The sequence below is a fragment of the Klebsiella sp. M041 genome, from assembly GCF_059759695.1.
In genome coordinates this window covers 302,089-318,724 of sequence record NZ_JCAXWU010000005.1, presented here as the reverse complement: position 1 = coordinate 318,724, position 16,636 = coordinate 302,089, and the positions used below count along the sequence as shown (strand labels likewise).

20 protein-coding genes are annotated in these 16,636 nt (G+C 58.7%); 14 read left to right on the top strand and 6 right to left on the bottom strand.

All coding sequences use genetic code 11. The features are described from left to right. Positions 1-64: 64 nt before the first annotated feature. Both hemB and ampH read right to left on the bottom strand, forming a co-directional pair. Positions 65-1,039, bottom strand: coding sequence for a porphobilinogen synthase (gene hemB, locus AC6CWS_RS08815; protein WP_002890201.1), 975 nt, complete (start codon positions 1,037-1,039; stop codon positions 65-67). A 106-nt stretch (positions 1,040-1,145) separates the two neighbouring features. Beyond that, positions 1,146-2,306: a D-alanyl-D-alanine-carboxypeptidase/endopeptidase AmpH gene (gene ampH, locus AC6CWS_RS08810; protein ID WP_044521218.1), complete on the bottom strand. Its 1,161-nt coding sequence runs from the start codon at positions 2,304-2,306 to the stop codon at positions 1,146-1,148. A 219-nt stretch (positions 2,307-2,525) separates the two neighbouring features. Here ampH and AC6CWS_RS08805 point away from each other — a divergent pair, with 219 nt between their 5' ends. The 3 genes from AC6CWS_RS08805 (at position 2,526) to AC6CWS_RS08795 (ending at position 5,501) form a co-directional block, all read left to right on the top strand. Then, complete coding sequence (locus AC6CWS_RS08805; protein ID WP_072096510.1) at positions 2,526-3,038, top strand: isochorismatase family protein; 513 nt, start codon at positions 2,526-2,528, stop codon at positions 3,036-3,038. Positions 3,039-3,155: 117 nt separating this feature from the next. After that, a complete protein-coding gene (gene sbmA, locus AC6CWS_RS08800; protein ID WP_032453450.1) occupies positions 3,156-4,376 on the top strand; it encodes a peptide antibiotic transporter SbmA in 1,221 nt (406 codons plus the stop codon). 18 nt (positions 4,377-4,394) lie between these two features. Beyond that, positions 4,395-5,501: a DUF1615 domain-containing protein gene (locus AC6CWS_RS08795; protein ID WP_017898945.1), complete on the top strand. Its 1,107-nt coding sequence runs from the start codon at positions 4,395-4,397 to the stop codon at positions 5,499-5,501. Here the strand turns inward: AC6CWS_RS08795 and AC6CWS_RS08790 are convergent. Next, positions 5,498-5,800, bottom strand: coding sequence for a YaiY family protein (locus AC6CWS_RS08790; protein ID WP_023288568.1), 303 nt, complete (start codon positions 5,798-5,800; stop codon positions 5,498-5,500). The two genes, AC6CWS_RS08795 and AC6CWS_RS08790, sit on opposite strands and share 4 nt — an antisense overlap. Positions 5,801-6,052: 252 nt before the next feature. On the opposite strand from AC6CWS_RS08790, the gene AC6CWS_RS08785 reads away from it, so the two are divergent. Further along, positions 6,053-6,256: a DUF2754 family protein gene (locus AC6CWS_RS08785; RefSeq protein ID WP_004204881.1), complete on the top strand. Its 204-nt coding sequence runs from the start codon at positions 6,053-6,055 to the stop codon at positions 6,254-6,256. A gap of 31 nt (positions 6,257-6,287) precedes the next feature. Here AC6CWS_RS08785 and ddlA read toward each other — a convergent pair whose 3' ends face one another. Next, positions 6,288-7,385 (bottom strand): D-alanine--D-alanine ligase, encoded by a 1,098-nt coding sequence (gene ddlA, locus AC6CWS_RS08780; protein ID WP_023288569.1) that lies wholly within the window; start codon positions 7,383-7,385, stop codon positions 6,288-6,290. Positions 7,386-7,484: 99 nt separating this feature from the next. Between ddlA and AC6CWS_RS08775 the strand changes: the two genes are divergently transcribed. The 5 genes from AC6CWS_RS08775 to psiF all read left to right on the top strand — a co-directional run bounded on the left by AC6CWS_RS08775 (position 7,485) and on the right by psiF (position 12,028). Then, entirely contained in the window at positions 7,485-8,168 is a 684-nt protein-coding gene (locus AC6CWS_RS08775) for an extensin-like domain-containing protein (RefSeq protein WP_065882841.1), read from the top strand. Positions 8,169-8,337: 169 nt separating this feature from the next. Then, complete coding sequence (locus tag AC6CWS_RS08770; protein ID WP_023288571.1) at positions 8,338-9,537, top strand: multidrug efflux MFS transporter; 1,200 nt, start codon at positions 8,338-8,340, stop codon at positions 9,535-9,537. 301 nt (positions 9,538-9,838) lie between these two features. Continuing rightward, on the top strand, positions 9,839-10,099 hold the full coding sequence (gene iraP, locus AC6CWS_RS08765) for an anti-adapter protein IraP (RefSeq protein WP_004204875.1): 261 nt from the start codon (positions 9,839-9,841) through the stop codon (positions 10,097-10,099). Positions 10,100-10,188: 89 nt separating this feature from the next. Beyond that, a complete protein-coding gene (gene phoA / locus AC6CWS_RS08760; RefSeq protein ID WP_074442637.1) occupies positions 10,189-11,619 on the top strand; it encodes an alkaline phosphatase in 1,431 nt (476 codons plus the stop codon). A gap of 91 nt (positions 11,620-11,710) precedes the next feature. After that, entirely contained in the window at positions 11,711-12,028 is a 318-nt protein-coding gene (gene psiF / locus AC6CWS_RS08755) for a phosphate starvation-inducible protein PsiF (protein ID WP_023288573.1), read from the top strand. 67 nt (positions 12,029-12,095) lie between these two features. Here psiF and proC read toward each other — a convergent pair whose 3' ends face one another. Further along, a complete protein-coding gene (proC, locus tag AC6CWS_RS08750) occupies positions 12,096-12,905 on the bottom strand; it encodes a pyrroline-5-carboxylate reductase (RefSeq protein ID WP_023288574.1) in 810 nt (269 codons plus the stop codon). 116 nt (positions 12,906-13,021) lie between these two features. On the opposite strand from proC, the gene AC6CWS_RS08745 reads away from it, so the two are divergent. Beyond that, the gene (locus tag AC6CWS_RS08745) at positions 13,022-13,480 is read left to right on the top strand and encodes a YaiI/YqxD family protein (RefSeq protein WP_004204870.1); all 459 of its coding nucleotides are present in this window, start codon (positions 13,022-13,024) and stop codon (positions 13,478-13,480) included. Here the strand turns inward: AC6CWS_RS08745 and AC6CWS_RS08740 are convergent. Continuing rightward, entirely contained in the window at positions 13,477-14,169 is a 693-nt protein-coding gene (locus AC6CWS_RS08740) for a DUF2076 domain-containing protein (protein ID WP_023288576.1), read from the bottom strand. The genes AC6CWS_RS08745 and AC6CWS_RS08740 overlap by 4 nt on opposite strands. A gap of 328 nt (positions 14,170-14,497) precedes the next feature. On the opposite strand from AC6CWS_RS08740, the gene aroL reads away from it, so the two are divergent. The 4 genes from aroL to ppnP all read left to right on the top strand — a co-directional run bounded on the left by aroL (position 14,498) and on the right by ppnP (position 16,586). Further along, the gene (aroL, locus tag AC6CWS_RS08735; RefSeq protein ID WP_023288577.1) at positions 14,498-15,031 is read left to right on the top strand and encodes a shikimate kinase AroL; all 534 of its coding nucleotides are present in this window, start codon (positions 14,498-14,500) and stop codon (positions 15,029-15,031) included. A 71-nt stretch (positions 15,032-15,102) separates the two neighbouring features. After that, a complete protein-coding gene (locus tag AC6CWS_RS08730) occupies positions 15,103-15,294 on the top strand; it encodes a YaiA family protein (RefSeq protein WP_008805350.1) in 192 nt (63 codons plus the stop codon). 249 nt (positions 15,295-15,543) lie between these two features. Then, on the top strand, positions 15,544-16,224 hold the full coding sequence (locus AC6CWS_RS08725) for an AroM family protein (protein WP_074442636.1): 681 nt from the start codon (positions 15,544-15,546) through the stop codon (positions 16,222-16,224). A gap of 77 nt (positions 16,225-16,301) precedes the next feature. Continuing rightward, positions 16,302-16,586 (top strand): pyrimidine/purine nucleoside phosphorylase, encoded by a 285-nt coding sequence (ppnP, locus tag AC6CWS_RS08720; protein WP_002890284.1) that lies wholly within the window; start codon positions 16,302-16,304, stop codon positions 16,584-16,586. The last annotated feature ends 50 nt before the right edge of the window (positions 16,587-16,636 follow it).

The following is a 16,636-nucleotide window of genomic DNA, read 5'->3' as shown; positions in this document are numbered from 1 at the left end:
ACAGCACACCGGGGATGAGGTTTGGTAGCCCCGGTAAGCGCAGCGCCACCGGGGAGAGGGAGGCTTAACGGAGGATTTTTTTCTCGGCCAGGTCAAGGGCGAAATAGCTGAAGATCAGGTCGGCGCCCGCGCGTTTGATCGCGCCAAGGCTTTCCAGAACCACTTTCTCTTCATCGATAGCGCCCGCCTGGGCGGCGAATTTGATCATCGCGTACTCCCCGCTGACCTGATACGCGCCGAGCGGCAGATCGCTGCGCTCGCGGATATCGCGGAGAATATCCAGGTAGGCGCCAGCCGGTTTCACCATCAGGCAGTCGGCGCCCTGGGCTTCATCGAGCAGCGACTCGCGAATGGCTTCCCGGCGGTTCATCGGGCTCATCTGATAGGTTTTACGATCGCCCTTCAGCGCGGTACCGGCCGCTTCGCGGAACGGGCCGTAGAAGGAAGACGCGAACTTGGTCGAGTAGGACATGATCGCCGTATTAGTGAAACCGGCGGCATCCAGCGAGCGGCGAATCGCCTGCACCTGACCATCCATCGCGGCGGAAGGGGCGATGAAGTCCGCGCCGGCGGCGGCGGCGACAACGGCCTGTTTGCCGAGATTTTCCAGGGTCGCGTCGTTGTCCACCCCGTGGTCGCACAGCACGCCACAGTGGCCGTGGGAGGTGTATTCGCAGAAGCAGGTATCGGACATGACGATCATCTCCGGCACCGTGGACTTACAGATCCGCGACATACGCGCCACCAGACCATTTTCATTCCAGGTATCGCTGCCGGTGGCGTCGGTGTGATGAGAAATGCCAAAGGTCATCACCGAGCGAATGCCGGCATTGGCGATGCGTTCGATCTCACGCGCCAGATATTTTTCCGGAATACGCATCACGCCGGGCATAGCCTCGATCGCTTTGTAATCATCAATTTCTTCTTCAACAAAGATCGGCAACACCAGGTCGTTCAAACTCAGTGTTGTCTCTTCAAACAGGGCGCGCAGCGCAGCGGATTGACGCAGGCGGCGGGGGCGAGTGATTAAATCTGTCATGGTTTGCCTGATTTTGTGAAATGAAAGACGGTAGTGTAACTGAAATGGCAGCGGGATGTTTCGCCAAAACGATCGTTATGTCGCATCGGCGAAACCTCCTCCGGGCTTACTGGCTGGCCGTCTGCATGTTGGGCTGCGCGCCGCTCAGTTCGCTGACCAGGTCGTTGATGCCATCGCTCATATTGTTGAAGCGGGTTAACGGCGAGCGGGTCACCACCACAAAAGCGCCGACGTTAGCCTGCGGATTCATCGCCATATAGGTGATAAACCCGCCGCCGCCGCCGGTTTTCTGAATAATCCCCGGATGGCCATTCTTCGGCTTCATATACACCCAGCCAAGCCCCAGCGCGTCGGCGCGGCCCGGCACGTCCATACCGATCACCCGGGTCAGCTGGTTACGCTGATAAATCAGCGTCTGCATCCGGTCGGCCTGCTGGCCGCGGGTATAGAAATCGGATGACAGGAACTGCTGCATCCAGCGCATCATATCCCCCGGCGTCGAGTAGACTCCGCCGCTGCCGATCGCCGCCAGGGTGTTGTTGCACGGGCTGGCGCCTTTTTCCGGGATCATCAGCCGCTGGCACTGGTCCGGCGACGGGGTAAAGGTGGTGTCCTTCATCCCCAGCGGTCGGGTGATCTGCTCTTCAAATAGCTGCGGATAAGGTTTGCCGGCGGCAGTGGAGAGCGCGTCCGCCAGCAAATCGAAGGCCAGGTTGGAGTAGGCCGCCTGCGAGCCCGGCGCGGTCTTCAGGGTCGCGGTAGAGAGCCAGCTCCAGCGCTGCTGGCGGGTCGGCCAGACAAACACCGGGCGATGGGCGGCGCCGCCAGGCTGTTCGCGCGGCAGGGCGCTGGTATGGGTCGCGAGATTCACCAGGGTGATCGGTTTTCCCTGCCAGTCAGGCACCCGGGCGCCCGGCGGGGCGTATTTGCTCAGCGGATCGTCGAGTTTCACCACCCCCTGGTCGAGCAGCTTCACCAGCATCTCGCTGGTCATCAGTTTGCTGAGGGAGGCGATACGGATCACCGAGTCGAGCTGCGGGTGCTGATTATTCCCGGGGCGGGTTTCGCCAAAGCTGCGAAACACACGCTGATTGCCATCGATCACCACCAGCGCCATGCCGGTGGCGCCGCTGCCGTAGTAGATATGATTGGCGTAACGATCGACCACATCCGAGGCGAAAACCGGGTCAACGGTGGGCTGTGCGGCCTGCGCCGAGGTCCACGACGCCGCGCACAGCGCAGCAAAAATGAGCAAACTACGTTTCAACGGAAATCATCCATTAAATAAATAAAAGAGAAGAGGGTATTTATACTACGAAGTGGCGCAGAACAAAGCGGGATTCACGACATTCCTGCAGGAAAAAGGTAACGGTGCGTAAAAAAGACTTTTTTACGCTTTCGGATATCGGCTTTTTTCGCCGGCGCGTATGATGACCGTTTGGCTGAAGGTTCGCGGGAGAAAACAATGGCGGCTCAACGGGTAGTGATGGTCGTGGATATGCAAAACGGCGTGTTCGCCACGCCGCGTCTGGCGCGTGAGCGCTGCGTCGCGCAAATTAATCGTCTGGTGCGCGCGGCGGATAAGGTCATTTTTATTCAACATGATGAGGCCGGCGGCCTCGAAGCCGGCAGCGAAGGCTTCGCCCTGCTCCCTGAGCTGGAGCAGCCGGCCGGCGCGCTCTATGTCACTAAAACCGCCTGCGACGCCTTCTATCACACCTCGCTGGAGCAGGTGCTGCGGGAACACGACATTCAGCAGTTTGTCATCTGCGGTTGCGCCACCGACTACTGCCTCGACACCACCATTAAAAACGGCGCCAGCCGCGGATACGGCATTGTTATCGCGGAAGATGCCCACACCACCGCCAACCGCCCCGCCGCGCAGGCCGCGACGCTCATCGCCCACTACAATGAGGTGTGGCGTACGCTGACCGTTCCTGGCAATCCTTTACAGGTGAAACCCACAGAAACAATTCTGCACGCCTGGCAGCAGAACTAAGCTGTTGATATCCGGTCTTATCATCCGTCTGCCCCGCGAGAACGCTTTCACGCGGCGGCCGACGTATGCGTCGTATACAGCAATAGCAGAACGATAAGAAGTTAGCAGGAGACAATGATGTTTAAATCTTTTTTCCCCAAACCGGGGCCGTTTTTTATTTCTGCCTTTATCTGGTCGCTGCTGGCGGTGATCTTTTGGCAGGCGGGCGGCGGCGACTGGCTGCTGCGGGTCACCGGGGCATCGCAGGATGTGGCGATCAGCGCGGCGCGCTTCTGGTCGCTCAACTATCTGGTGTTCTACGCTTACTATCTGTTTTGCGTCGGCGTGTTTGCGCTGTTCTGGTTTGTCTACTGCCCGCATCGCTGGCAGTACTGGTCGATTCTCGGCACGTCGCTCATCATCTTCGTCACCTGGTTTCTGGTGGAAGTGGGGGTGGCGATCAACGCCTGGTATGCGCCGTTCTATGACCTGATCCAGAGCGCGCTGGCCACCCCGCATAAGGTCAGCATCAACCAGTTTTATCATGAGATCGGCATCTTTCTCGGCATCGCGCTCATCGCGGTGATCATCGGCGTGATGAACAACTTTTTCGTCAGCCACTACGTCTTCCGCTGGCGCACGGCGATGAACGAACACTACATGGCCCACTGGCAGCATCTGCGCCATATCGAAGGCGCCGCGCAGCGTGTGCAGGAAGACACCATGCGCTTTGCCTCCACCCTGGAGGATATGGGCGTGAGCTTTATCAACGCGGTGATGACCCTGATCGCCTTCCTGCCGGTGCTGGTGACGCTCTCGCAACACGTTCCCGACCTGCCCATCGTCGGTCACTTGCCGTATGGCCTGGTGATTGCCGCGATCGTCTGGTCGCTGATGGGGACCGGCCTGCTGGCGGTGGTGGGGATTAAGCTGCCGGGTCTGGAGTTTAAAAACCAGCGCGTGGAAGCGGCCTATCGTAAAGAGCTGGTCTACGGCGAGGACGATGAAACCCGCGCCACGCCGCCGACGGTGCGCGAGCTGTTCAGCGCGGTGCGTCGCAACTATTTCCGTCTCTATTTCCACTATATGTATTTCAATATCGCCCGCATTCTCTATCTGCAGGTGGATAACGTTTTCGGCCTTTTCCTGCTGTTTCCGTCGATCGTTGCCGGTACGATTACCCTCGGGCTGATGACGCAAATTACCAACGTTTTCGGCCAGGTGCGCGGTTCGTTCCAGTACCTGATCAGCTCGTGGACGACGCTGGTGGAACTGATGTCCATCTACAAACGTCTGCGCAGCTTTGAGCGCGAACTGGACGGCAAACCGTTGCAGGAAGCGATCCCGACATTACGTTAATCAAGACAAGGAAGCAGGATGGCCGCACGTTTATCGCGCATTATACCCGGTTCATTGACGCTGCTGGCGGCCGTGGTGCTAAGCGCCTGTACCAGCCAACAGGCGCCGGTGTTGAAAGAGGGCGAGAAGCCCGTTGACGTGGCGTCGGTGGTGCGGCAGAAAATGCCCGCCAGCGTCAAGGATCGGGAGGCCTGGGCGCAAGCCATCGCCACCGCCTTTGACAGCCAGAAGCTGGCGCCGACGGAAGAGAACGTCTGCTCGGTGCTGGCGGTCGCGCAGCAGGAGTCCAATTATCAGTCCGACCCGGTGGTGCCGGGGCTGAATAAAATCGCCTGGCAGGAGATCGACCGCCGGGCGGAAAAAATGCACATTCCGCTGTTTCTGGTCCATACCGCGCTGAAGATCACCTCGCCAAACGGCAAAAGCTACAGCGACCGTCTGGACAACGTGAAGACGGAAAAGCAGCTGAGCGCTATTTTTGATGACTTTATCGGGATGGTGCCGATGGGGCAGAAGCTGTTCGGCTCCCTGAACCCGGTGCACACCGGCGGCCCAATGCAGGTCAGCATCGCCTTTGCCGAGCAGCACACCTCCGGCTACCCGTGGAAAATGAACGGTACGGTGCGCCAGGAGGTCTTCAGCCTGCGCGGCGGCCTGTGGTTTGGCACCTATCATTTGCTGAACTACCCGGCCAGCTACAGCGTGCCGCTGTACCGTTTTGCCGACTTTAACGCCGGCTGGTATGCCAGCCGTAACGCGGCCTTCCAGAACGCGGTGGTGAAAGCCAGCGGGGTGAAACTGGCGCTCGACGGCGACCTTATCCGCTATGACAGCGATGAGCCGGGCAGCACCGAGCTGGCGGTGCGTCGCCTGGCGGGCCAGCTGGGGATGAGCGACAGCGAGATCCATAGCCAGCTGAAAAAGGGCGACAGCCTGGCGTTTGAGAAGACTGACCTCTATCAACAGGTTTTCCGCCTCGCGGATAAAAAAGCGGGCAAAACCCTGCCGCGGGAGATGTTGCCGGGGATCCAGCTTGAGAGTCCGAAAATCACCCGTAATCTGACGACGGCGTGGTTTGCGAAACGGGTCGATGAGCGGCGGGCAAGCTGTATGGCGCGGCGTTAACGGCGCCGACGCCAGCGCACAATGAGCGCCAGCAGCCCGATGAACGAGCAGCCGATCAGAAAAGGGATCAGGCCAAAGAGGGTGCCAACGGCGAGGCTGATGTCGACCTGCGGACGGCTGGCGTCCTGGGCCTGCATCAGGCGCTCAAAGACTCCCGGGGCGTGGATCAGCATGCTGAGCATCTGCGCGCCGGCCCAGCAGCAGATCAGGACGAACAGTCCGTAAGCGACATGGCTGCCGGTCAGCGCCCCTCTTTTTTTATTTCCCAAAAGCGATTTTGAAAAACTGAATTCAGCCATAGGCCCTCCCACCTCTGTACTGCTGGTTTTTTCTCCAGCTCTATGGCAGGTATTCTGGCAGTGCGACGCCGTCGCCAGTATCAGATTGCTGGTAATTGCCCTCCAGGAATAATCCTGTTTTCGCCGTTGTGTTAACCGCGCCACAGGAAGGGAAAAGGGAGACCGGCGTCGCAATCCAGCAACATTCTCCATATCGCTACAGACCGCCGCGGGCGGCTATGCGAAGATGCGTTTTTTGCTGTTGGAGGCCGCATGAAGCTCACTGATAAAATTCGCCGCGACTGGCACTACTACGCGGTGGCGCTGGGGTTAATTTTTATTCTTAATGGCGTGGTGGGGCTGCTGGGGTTTGAGACGCAGGGCTGGCAATCTTACGCCGTCGGTCTGGTCACCTGGGTGATAAGCTTCTGGATCGCGGGCTTTGTGATCCGCCGCCGCCCGGCAGAAGAGGCCTGAGGCCGCCGCTGCCAGGCGGGGTAAACGCGTTTTAGTTCATGGAGGTTTTCAGCGCCCGGTCCGCGGCATGGCGCTCCAGCGCCAGCTCAATCAGGCGAGTGATCAGACTGGTGTAATCGAGGCCGCTGGCCTGCCACAGCTTCGGATACATGCTGATGTTGGTGAAGCCCGGCAGGGTGTTGATCTCGTTGATCACCACCTCGTTGTCGGCGGTGAGGAAGACGTCGACGCGGGCCATGCCGCTGCAGCCCAGGGCCTGGTAAGCCTGCACCGCGATAGCGCGGATCTTGTCGTTGATCTCCGGGGCGATAGCGGCCGGGACCACCACCTGCGCGCCCTGGTCGTCGATATACTTGGTGTCGTAAGCGTAAAACTCGCTGTTGAGGACAATTTCGCCGCAGGTACTGGCCTGCGGGTGGTCGTTACCCAGCACCGCACACTCAATTTCCCGGCCTTGAATGCCTTGCTCTACCACCACTTTATGGTCAAATTCAAAGGCCAGGGCCACCGCCTGATGGTACTGCTCTTCGTTTTTAACTTTGCTGACGCCAACCGACGATCCCTGGTTGGCCGGCTTAACGAACAGCGGCAGGCCCAGCTTCGCTTCGACATCGGCAAAGCTAAACTGCGCGCGGTTGGCGCGGGTCAGGGTGATAAACGGGGCGACGGCGAGCCCGGCGTCGCGCAGCAGGCGTTTGGTCACATCTTTGTCCATACAGGCCGCAGAGCCCAGCACATCGGATCCGACGAAAGGCAGATTGGCCATGCGCAGCATCCCCTGCAGGGAGCCGTCTTCGCCCAGCGTGCCGTGGACGATGGGGAAAATTACATCGATGGCCGCCAGCGGCTGGCCGCTTTCGGCGTTAATCAGCTGCTGCGCTTCACGGCCCGGGATCTGCGCCAGGGTCACCGTTGAAGGGCGCAGGGCGATGCGGGCAGGATCCTGAGCATTGAGCAGGTAGTTGCCGGCGTCGTTGATGTGCCATAGCCCCTGTTTATCAATCCCCAACAGAACCACATCGAAGCGTGATTTATCAATCGCTTCCACGATATTCTTCGCTGACTGCAGCGACACTTCATGCTCTGCCGACTTACCGCCAAAAACGATCCCAACCCTCATCTTTGCCATTTCAACTTCCATCCAGATTACATCAAAGGGCATAACATACCATGTGAAACCGCCGCCTGCCTGCCATAATATTTACCTGATCAATTGACGGGAGCGGGCGTGAGAGGAAAGACGCTGCTGGTGCTGGCCGGGCTGCTCGGCGCGGGCCTGGTGGGATATCGCTATCTGCCGCCACACCTGAATCCGCTGGCGCCGCTGGCCCTTGACGATCCCCCGGGCTGGCTGACGTCGTTCAAGTTGCGCAGCCTGACGGCCGACCAGTGCGCCTCTCTGCTGGCGGAGGCCAACCGCCGGCGGCTCATCGCCAGCCAGCCGGTGGCCGACAGCGAGGGCGCCTGCCCGCTGCGTAACGTGGTGCGGGTGGCTAATTTTGGCTCGGTGCAGCTGAGCAGCAGTTTCCTCGCCAGCTGCCCGCTGGCGCTCAGCAGCGCGCTGTACGTCGAACAGCAGGCGAAGCCGCTGACCCGTCAGCTGATGGCCAGCGATCTGCGCCAGATCGATCATCTCGGCAGCTTCGCCTGCCGTAATATCTACCATCGGGAACAGGCGCGGCGCAGTGAACACGCGACGGCGGATGCCCTTGATATTAGCGGCTTCCGCCTGACGGACGGCAGACGCATCAGCGTCCTGCGGGGCTGGCGCAGCGAGCGCTCTCACCCCTGGCTGGCGGCGCTGCTAAGCAACAGCTGCCCTTACTTCGGCAACGCGCTGGGGCCGGAGTACAACGCGGCGCACGCCAACCATTTTCACTTTGGCATGCGCGGGCAGGGCTTCTGCTTTTGAGCATAAAGCCCTGTGAGCAGCCTGAATGACCAGAAAATGCTTCGTCAGCCTCTCATGCGCATTCATAAAACACCAAACTCACCGCCAGCGCATCTATGGTAGTACACCAGTGGAATGAAATTGCTAAGCTAGGTAATAATTGGCAAATCATTAATGAATACGCGTAGTTATGGAATCCTGGAAGGTTAATCTCATCTCCGTCTGGTTTGGGTGCTTTTTTACCGGCCTGGCGATCAGTCAAATTCTCCCCTTTTTACCCCTCTACGTCTCCCAGCTGGGCGTCACCTCGCATGAAGCGCTGTCGATGTGGTCGGGGCTGACCTTCAGCGTCACCTTTCTGGTCTCGGCGATCGTCTCGCCGATGTGGGGGAGCCTCGCGGACCGCAAAGGCCGCAAGCTGATGCTGCTGCGCGCCTCGCTGGGAATGGCGATCGCCATTTTACTCCAGGCCTTCGCCACCAACGTCTGGCAGTTGTTTATCCTGCGCGCGATCATGGGTTTAACCTCCGGTTATATCCCCAACGCCATGGCGCTGGTGGCCTCCCAGGTGCCGCGCGAGCGTAGCGGCTGGGCGCTGAGCACCCTGTCGACGGCGCAAATCAGCGGGGTGATCGGCGGCCCGCTGCTGGGCGGTTTCCTGGCGGACCACGTCGGGCTGCGGATGGTCTTTTTTATTACGGCGATCCTGCTGACCATCAGTTTTCTGGTCACCCTGTTTCTGATCAAAGAGGGGGGCCGCCCGCCGGTCAGCAAAACCGATCGTCTCACCGGGAAACAGGTCTTTGCCTCCTTGCCCTATCCGGGGCTGGTGATCAGCCTCTTTTTCACCACCCTGGTGATCCAGTTGTGCAACGGCTCAATTGGCCCGATCCTGGCGCTGTTTATCAAGTCGATGGCGCCGGACAGCAACAATATCGCTTTTCTGGCCGGGATGATCGCCGCGGTGCCCGGGGTGTCGGCGCTGATCTCTGCCCCACGGCTGGGTAAGCTTGGCGACCGCATCGGCACTTCGCGGATCCTGCTGGCGACGCTCTGTTGCGCGGTGGTGATGTTCTTCGCCATGTCCTTTGTCACCACCCCGCTGCAGCTGGGGACGCTACGTTTTCTGCTCGGCTTTGCCGATGGCGCGATGCTTCCGGCGGTGCAGACCCTGCTGCTGAAATACAGCAGCGACAGCGTCACCGGGCGCATCTTTGGCTATAACCAGTCGTTTATGTATCTGGGCAACGTCGCCGGGCCGCTGATTGGCGCCTCCGTATCGGCGATGGCCGGCTTCCGCTGGGTATTTATTGCCACCGCGATTATCGTCTTCATCAACCTCTGGCAGCTGGCATGGATGCTGCGCCGCACCCGCCGGGCGAAGGCCTGAACCTCGGCTGACGGTATTTAACGCCATACCGTCAGCGTTTTTCACCGACAGTAGATTTATCATTACTTTTTGTTATCGCCATGGCGTGAGCGCTATTCCGTTTTATTATTTCCGACGTACTTTGGTTATAAACAGCGCCGCTCATGATTAAACAATACTATTTATAGTGGTATTTTGTTGTGGTAAAACGTTTCGCTGTATATTGGGTGTTGCGACGATTCTTATTTTAAGTAATTCTGAGGTCCGTCATCGGGTATGACATCTCAATCGAAAAACAGACCTCGCATAAGGAACTGGTGCTATGAAGAATCTCATTGCTGAGTTACTGGTTAAACTGGCGCAAAAGGAAGAAGAAGCAAAGGAACTGACGGTGCAGGTTGAAGCGCTGGAGATCGTGGTCACCGCATTATTGCGCCATATGGAGCATGATGCCCAGCAGGCATTGATTCAGGATATTGAGCAGGCGATAGACCAGGTGACGCCCTGTCCGCCGGTCAACGACCAGGATGCCATCCTGCTGCAGCAATATCTAAAGAAGCTGTTGCGGCATCCTCGTAGCTAATCTTTGCGACGCGACAAGGATGCCGTCATTTTTCTGTCATCTCCCTTTTATAAAGTCTCCCACGTTTTGTTTTTTTAAGTATTTTTTACATGGAGATGACAAAAGTGAAATTAAGCGCCCTGTTTATTGCCCTGCTGCCTCTGCTGGGCTCGCCGGTTATTCATGCGGAAACTACTGCCGCGCCGGCTCTGGAAAATCGCGCTGCCCAGGGAGATATCACCACTCCCGGCGGCGCGCGTCGTTTAACGGGCGATCAAACCGAAGCGCTGCGCGCCTCGATAATCAATAAGCCGGCCAAAAACGTTATTTTGCTGATTGGCGATGGCATGGGTGATTCTGAAATTACCGCTGCGCGAAATTATGCGGAAGGGGCGGGCGGTTTCTTTAAAGGCATTGACGCCCTGCCGTTAACCGGGCAGTACACGCACTATTCGCTGGATAAAAAAACCGGTAAACCGGACTACGTCACCGACTCGGCGGCCTCCGCCACCGCCTGGACCACCGGCGTGAAGACCTATAACGGCGCGCTGGGCGTCGATATTCATGAGAACGCGCATCAGACCATCCTCGAGCTGGCGAAAGCGGCGGGCCTGGCCACCGGCAACGTTTCTACCGCCGAGCTGCAGGACGCCACCCCTGCGGCGCTGGTGGCGCATGTGACATCGCGTAAATGCTACGGCCCCACGGTCACCAGCGAAAAATGCCCCAGCAATGCGCTGGAGAAAGGGGGCAAAGGCTCCATTACCGAACAGCTGCTGAACGCCCGGCCGGATGTCACCCTGGGCGGCGGCGCGAAGACCTTTGCCGAAACGGCGACGGCGGGCGAGTGGCAGGGCAAAACCCTGCGCGAGCAGGCGGAAGCGCGCGGCTACCAGATTGTAACCGACGCGGCCTCTCTTGCCGCCGCGACTGCAGCCAGCCAGGATAAACCGCTGCTGGGACTCTTCGCCGACGGCAATATGCCGGTACGCTGGGAAGGGCCGAAGGCGTCTTATCACGGTAATATCGATAAGCCGCCGGTGACCTGTACGCCAAACCCGAAACGCGACGCCTCGGTGCCGACGCTGGCGCAGATGACGGAGAAAGCGATTGACCTGCTGAGCCGCAACGAGAAAGGCTTCTTCCTGCAGGTGGAAGGCGCCTCCATCGATAAGCAGGATCATGCGGCGAATCCGTGCGGCCAGATCGGCGAAACCGTGGACCTCGACGAGGCGGTGCAGAAGGCGCTGGAATTTGCCAAAAAAGACGGCAATACCCTGGTGATCGTCACCGCCGACCATGCGCACGCCAGCCAGATTATCCCGGCGGATAGCAAAGCCCCGGGGCTGACCCAGGCCCTGAACACGCAGGATGGCGCGGTGATGGTGATGAGTTATGGTAACTCCGAGGAAGAGTCGATGGAGCACACCGGCACCCAGCTGCGCATTGCGGCCTACGGTCCGCATGCGGCTAACGTCGTCGGCCTGACCGACCAGACCGACCTCTTCTCGACCATGAAAGCGGCCCTGAGTCTCAAATAAGTCGCTGCCGGTGGCGAATTCGCGTCACCGGCTGGTTTTTTTTCTATCTGCGTCCAGACTTACAACGTTCCACTCACAGAAGGATGGTGCGATGAAAATAACCTTACTGATGACCCTACTGTTTGGCTTGATCTTTATCAGCGCGGTTGGCGCGGCAGAAAAAACGCCTACTCCCCAGCAGCAAAAGATGACGGACTGCAATCAGCAAGCGTCAGCCAAGGCGCTGAAGGGGGATGAGCGCAAAACCTTTATGAGCCAGTGCCTGAAAAAAGAGACCACCACGCCGCAAGGAAAGACCCTCACGCCTCAGCAGCAGAAGATGAGCGACTGCAACAAAGCGGCTTCGGCAAAATCACTGAAGGGCGATGAACGCAACACCTTCATGAGTAGCTGCCTGAAGAAAGCCTGAAAAAAAGGGAGCGCTCGCGCTCCCTTGTTCTTTGACCTCTCAGGGCTTGCAGCCCGCCTGCTCAGCTTCAGGAGCGGCTCAGTTTCTCTGATTTTTCCATGCACTGGGTGATGGCTTCGATCACCGCGGAGCGGAAGCCTTTCTCTTCCAGCACGCGCACGGCTTCGATGGTGGTCCCGCCAGGAGAGCAGACCATATCTTTCAGCGCCCCCGGATGCTCACCGCTCTCCAGCACCATTTTGGCGGAGCCCATCACCGCCTGAGCGGCGAATTTGTAAGCCTGGGCGCGCGGCATTCCGCCGAGCACGGCGGCATCGGCCATCGCTTCGATAAACATAAAGACATAGGCCGGCGCGGAGCCGCTAACGCCGACCACCGGATGGATCATCGGTTCGGCAATTTGCTCCGCCTGGCCAAAGCAGCGGAAAATGGTCAGCACTTCGGCCACATCTTCGCTGCTCACCAGCGCATTTGGCGTAACGGAGGTCATGCCGGCGTTAACCAGCGACGGCGTATTGGGCATCGCGCGAATAATTTTGCGATCGTGGCCGAGCGCGCGCGCCAGCTGGTCAAGCGTGACGCCGGCGGCGATGGAGACCACCAGCGACTCTTTATTCAGGCTGGAGGCGATATCGCCCAGCACTTTGGTCATGATCCCCGGCTTCACCGCGCCGAAGACGATATCGGCAATCTGCGCCACTTCCTGGGCGCTATCGGCGGCGTTGATGCCGTACTGGTCGCGCAGAGCCGCAACCTTGTCCGGCGACGGGGTGTAGACCCAGATTTGTCCCGGCTGTACCTGGCCGCTGGCGATCAGTCCACCCAGAATGGCCTTACCCATATTGCCGCAGCCGATAAAGCCAATTTTCTTATCCATCACCATTCCCCTCTGCTTTTTTCGTTACGATCTGATTAGCTTATCATCCTGGCGCTTTCATGGGGGAGAAAAGCAGGTAACATTGGCGGCACTTATTGCAGGTAACAGGAGCTGGCATGGCCATTTGGGTGGATGCAGACGCGTGTCCGAACGTGATTAAAGAGATATTGTTCCGCGCGGCAGAGCGGACCCAGACGCCGCTGACGCTGGTGGCGAACCAGCCGCTGCGCGTACCGCCGTCGCGTTTCATCCGCACCCTGCGGGTTGAGCAGGGTTTTGACGTGGCGGATAACGAAATCGTCCGTCAGTGCGCGGCGGGGGATTTAGTGATCACCGCCGATATTCCGCTGGCGGCGGAGGTGCTGGCGAAGGGCGGGGCGGCGCTCAATCCGCGCGGAGAGCGCTACAGCGAGGCGACGATCCGCGAGCGGCTGACGATGCGGGATTTTATGGAGACATTACGGGCCAGCGGCGTTCAGACCGGCGGCCCGGATAGTTTATCGCAGCGCGATCGGCAACAGTTTGCCGCCGAGCTGGAGAAGTGGTTGCTGGCGGTTAAACGTCAGCAGGGTTAAACCCAGCTGTCGTCATCGCTGCCAATATCATCATCGCCAAAGCCGGCGTCGAAGTCGTCGTTCCAGGTGTTGTCGGCCAGGAACTGATCGTCTCCCTGACGGAACGGATCGTCACCTGCGGCGGCGTCCTGCGCGGCGGCATCAGGCTGCGGCTTCTCTTCGATGATATTAACAATCTCCTGCGGGTGCGAGCCGCTGAACATATTGGTCAGCATATTGCCCAGCACCACGCCGCCCGCTACGCCTGCGGCCGTTTGCAGCGCGCCCGCCATAAAGCCGCCGCCGCGTGCGGCAGCCTGCGGGGCATAGCTCTGCTGCTGCTGTGGGGCATACTGCGGCTGGGCGCTGGCCTGCGGGCGACCGTATTGCTCCGCGCCCGGGATCGGGTCAGAACCGCGTGACGAGCCGCCGCCGCCAAACAGGCCGGAGAGGAATCCGCCGCTGCTGGGCTTCGCCGCCTGCAGCTGGCTGACCTGGCTCTCCAGCGCCTGGATGCGATCGTTGAGCTGTTTAATCGCGGCTTCCTGGATAAGAATGGTTTGCGCCATATAGTAGGGGGCCGCCGGCTGCGCGCTCACGTGTTGGGCAATCCGCTCCTCGGCGCTGGCATCGCGCGATGCACTGTGCGCCTCAGCCTCTTTCAGCCGGGAAAACAGTCCATCAATAAGGCGTTGTTCTTCAGATTGCATGTTACATTCCTCTGTCACACTGTCGAATAGGCATCAGGGTGCGTCTGAAACACGATGTTGTAAATATGTTGCTTCGTAAAGCTATGCATAAATGTGTTACCGTTTACGCCAGCAGCGGATAAAAAATAACGCCCGGCGGAAAGTAAAGCTGGTTAAACAGTACATGCAATGATAAGTTTACATTAAGAGCCCCTTGTCTCACTGTGGTGATGGGGTGTAAAGAAGTTGTGTAACGTTTTCTTTACGTATGCGTTGCGGAACAGACAGCGATAATACGTTCTTTCGTTTTCCTTTTTTTGCGACAGACGGAACCAGGGGGTCTTCGGTTATGACACAGCCAATCTTTCTCATCGGGCCACGCGGCTGCGGTAAAACCACCGTCGGCCATGCGCTGGCGCGAGCGCGGCATTTTCAGTTCTCCGATACCGATCATCGGCTGCAGGCCCATGAGCAGCGGACGGTGGCGGAGATCGTGCAGGCGGAAGGATGGGCGCGCTTTCGCGAGCTGGAGACCCTGTCGCTGAAGGCCGTGACCCTGCCGAATACGGTGATTGCCACCGGCGGCGGCATCATCCTTGCGGAATGTAACCGCCAGTTTATGCGGGAGAACGGCGTGGTGATCTATCTGCAGGCGTCGGTATCGGCGCTGATTGACCGTCTGGAAGCCTACCCGAAAGCCGAACAGCGGCCGACGCTCACAGGGAAACCGGTGCGTGAGGAAGTGGGCGAGGTGCTGGCGCAGCGTGAAGCGTTATACCGTGACGCTGCCCATCATATTGTCGATGCTACGGCCGCCCCGGATCGGGTGGTGGAACAGATTATGACCATGCTGTGCGGCGCGGCGGCCACCCCGGTAAGTTAAGAATTTACTTACATTAAGGCGGCGAGGGGCGCCTATACTTGATAGTTCTGATACCAGAAGAAGGAAGAACTATGCCAAACAGGCCCCCATATCCGAGAGAAGCGCGCGTGGTTGCGGTAGAGAAAGGCCCGCAGGGTCAGACGGTCACCTGGTATCAACTTCGCGCGGACTATCCTGAACCCAATTCGCTGATCAGCGAACATCCTACCGAGCAGGAAGCCGTGGATGCCAAGCGGCGCTACGAAGATCCTGACAAGTCGTAACCCCTGAGCCCGGATTGCCTGCTCTGCGGGCAATATCGGGCATACCTCACACTTTTTATTTATCAGTCGTACTAATGAATATCTAACACACGGATTTTTCAGGCGCGCCGCCGCCGCCGGGCAATCTTTACATTCTACTGCGGCGTGGAGCTGCTACGCTTCTCGACGGTTGATTTTTACTCACCAGGGGGGCGAATGCTGTGTGTGGTAAGCCTGTGTTGAAGCAGTGGTAGTGAAAAGGTACATGATATGAGTAGTGCAACGATGGCAATTTTGACCATCGGCGTTGTGCCGCTGGCGGGAGTATTACCGCTCCTGACCGAACATATCAGGGAAGAACAGATCGCTCACATCAGCCTGCTGGGCGAGATGACGCGTGATGACGTGATGGCAGAGTACGCCGTGGGTGACGGCGAACAGGGTCTCTTGACCCTGCTCAGCGATAACCAGCTGGTGATGGTGTCGCGACAAAAAATTGAACGTGATGTTCGCAGCGTGATCGCCATGCTGGATCGACAGCATTTTGATGTGATCCTGCTGCTCAGCTCCGAACAGCTGACCGGGTTTACCACCCACCACGCGATCCTCCTCGAGCCGCAGCGGATCATTCCGCCGCTGGTGGCGTCGATCGTCGATGGGCACCAGGTCGGGGTGATCGTGCCGGTGGAAGAGATCATGCCCATGCAGCGGCAAAAGTGGCATTCACTGGAGAAGTCGCCGTACTACGCGCTGGCCAACCCGTTTACCGGTAGCGACAGCGAGCTGTTAACCGCCGGTAAATCGCTGCTGGAGCAGGGCGCCGACGTGCTGGTCCTCGACTGTCTTGGTTACTATCAGCATCATCGCGATGTGTTACAAAAAGCCCTTGATGTCCCGGTTTTGCTGTCGAATGTGCTGGTTTCCCGACTGGCGGCAGAACTATTAGTCTAATGTGTTAATTTCACGTGACAGGGGCAAGGAGCGCCCCCTATATTGAGCCTTTCAACGACGATCAGAAGGGCTTGTTTATGCTTCAAAGCAATGAATACTTTGACGGAAAAGTGAAATCCATTGGCTTCACCAGCAGCAGTACCGGTCGCGCCAGCGTTGGCGTGATGGCGGAAGGGGAATACACCTTTGGTACGGCGCAGCCGGAAGAGATGACGGTGGTCAGCGGGGCGCTGAATGTCCTGCTGCCGGGTGAGACTGAGTGGAAAGTTTACGCCGCCGGCGAAGTCTTCAATGTGCCAGGCAACAGCGAATTCCATCTGCAGGTGGCTGAGCCAACCTCTTATCTGTGCCGCTATCTGTAAGCCAGCGTAACGCCCGGCGCTTGCCGCCGGGTTGTATTTTTCCTTCCTGC

What these genes read in the sequence shown, in the direction of transcription:
- hemB (WP_002890201.1), bottom strand. Translation starts at nt 1,039, where the DNA reads ATGACAGATTTAATCACTCGCCCCCGCCGCCTGCGTCAATCCGCTGCG.
- AC6CWS_RS08805 (WP_072096510.1), top strand. Translation starts at nt 2,526, where the DNA reads ATGGTCGTGGATATGCAAAACGGCGTGTTCGCCACGCCGCGTCTGGCG.
- sbmA (WP_032453450.1), top strand. Translation starts at nt 3,156, where the DNA reads ATGTTTAAATCTTTTTTCCCCAAACCGGGGCCGTTTTTTATTTCTGCC.
- AC6CWS_RS08795 (WP_017898945.1), top strand. Translation starts at nt 4,395, where the DNA reads ATGGCCGCACGTTTATCGCGCATTATACCCGGTTCATTGACGCTGCTG.
- AC6CWS_RS08790 (WP_023288568.1), bottom strand. Translation starts at nt 5,800, where the DNA reads ATGGCTGAATTCAGTTTTTCAAAATCGCTTTTGGGAAATAAAAAAAGA.
- AC6CWS_RS08785 (WP_004204881.1), top strand. Translation starts at nt 6,053, where the DNA reads ATGAAGCTCACTGATAAAATTCGCCGCGACTGGCACTACTACGCGGTG.
- ddlA (WP_023288569.1), bottom strand. Translation starts at nt 7,385, where the DNA reads ATGGCAAAGATGAGGGTTGGGATCGTTTTTGGCGGTAAGTCGGCAGAG.
- AC6CWS_RS08770 (WP_023288571.1), top strand. Translation starts at nt 8,338, where the DNA reads ATGGAATCCTGGAAGGTTAATCTCATCTCCGTCTGGTTTGGGTGCTTT.
- iraP (WP_004204875.1), top strand. Translation starts at nt 9,839, where the DNA reads ATGAAGAATCTCATTGCTGAGTTACTGGTTAAACTGGCGCAAAAGGAA.
- phoA (WP_074442637.1), top strand. Translation starts at nt 10,189, where the DNA reads ATGGAGATGACAAAAGTGAAATTAAGCGCCCTGTTTATTGCCCTGCTG.
- psiF (WP_023288573.1), top strand. Translation starts at nt 11,711, where the DNA reads ATGAAAATAACCTTACTGATGACCCTACTGTTTGGCTTGATCTTTATC.
- proC (WP_023288574.1), bottom strand. Translation starts at nt 12,905, where the DNA reads ATGGATAAGAAAATTGGCTTTATCGGCTGCGGCAATATGGGTAAGGCC.
- AC6CWS_RS08745 (WP_004204870.1), top strand. Translation starts at nt 13,022, where the DNA reads ATGGCCATTTGGGTGGATGCAGACGCGTGTCCGAACGTGATTAAAGAG.
- AC6CWS_RS08740 (WP_023288576.1), bottom strand. Translation starts at nt 14,169, where the DNA reads ATGCAATCTGAAGAACAACGCCTTATTGATGGACTGTTTTCCCGGCTG.
- aroL (WP_023288577.1), top strand. Translation starts at nt 14,498, where the DNA reads ATGACACAGCCAATCTTTCTCATCGGGCCACGCGGCTGCGGTAAAACC.
- AC6CWS_RS08730 (WP_008805350.1), top strand. Translation starts at nt 15,103, where the DNA reads ATGCCAAACAGGCCCCCATATCCGAGAGAAGCGCGCGTGGTTGCGGTA.
- AC6CWS_RS08725 (WP_074442636.1), top strand. Translation starts at nt 15,544, where the DNA reads ATGAGTAGTGCAACGATGGCAATTTTGACCATCGGCGTTGTGCCGCTG.
- ppnP (WP_002890284.1), top strand. Translation starts at nt 16,302, where the DNA reads ATGCTTCAAAGCAATGAATACTTTGACGGAAAAGTGAAATCCATTGGC.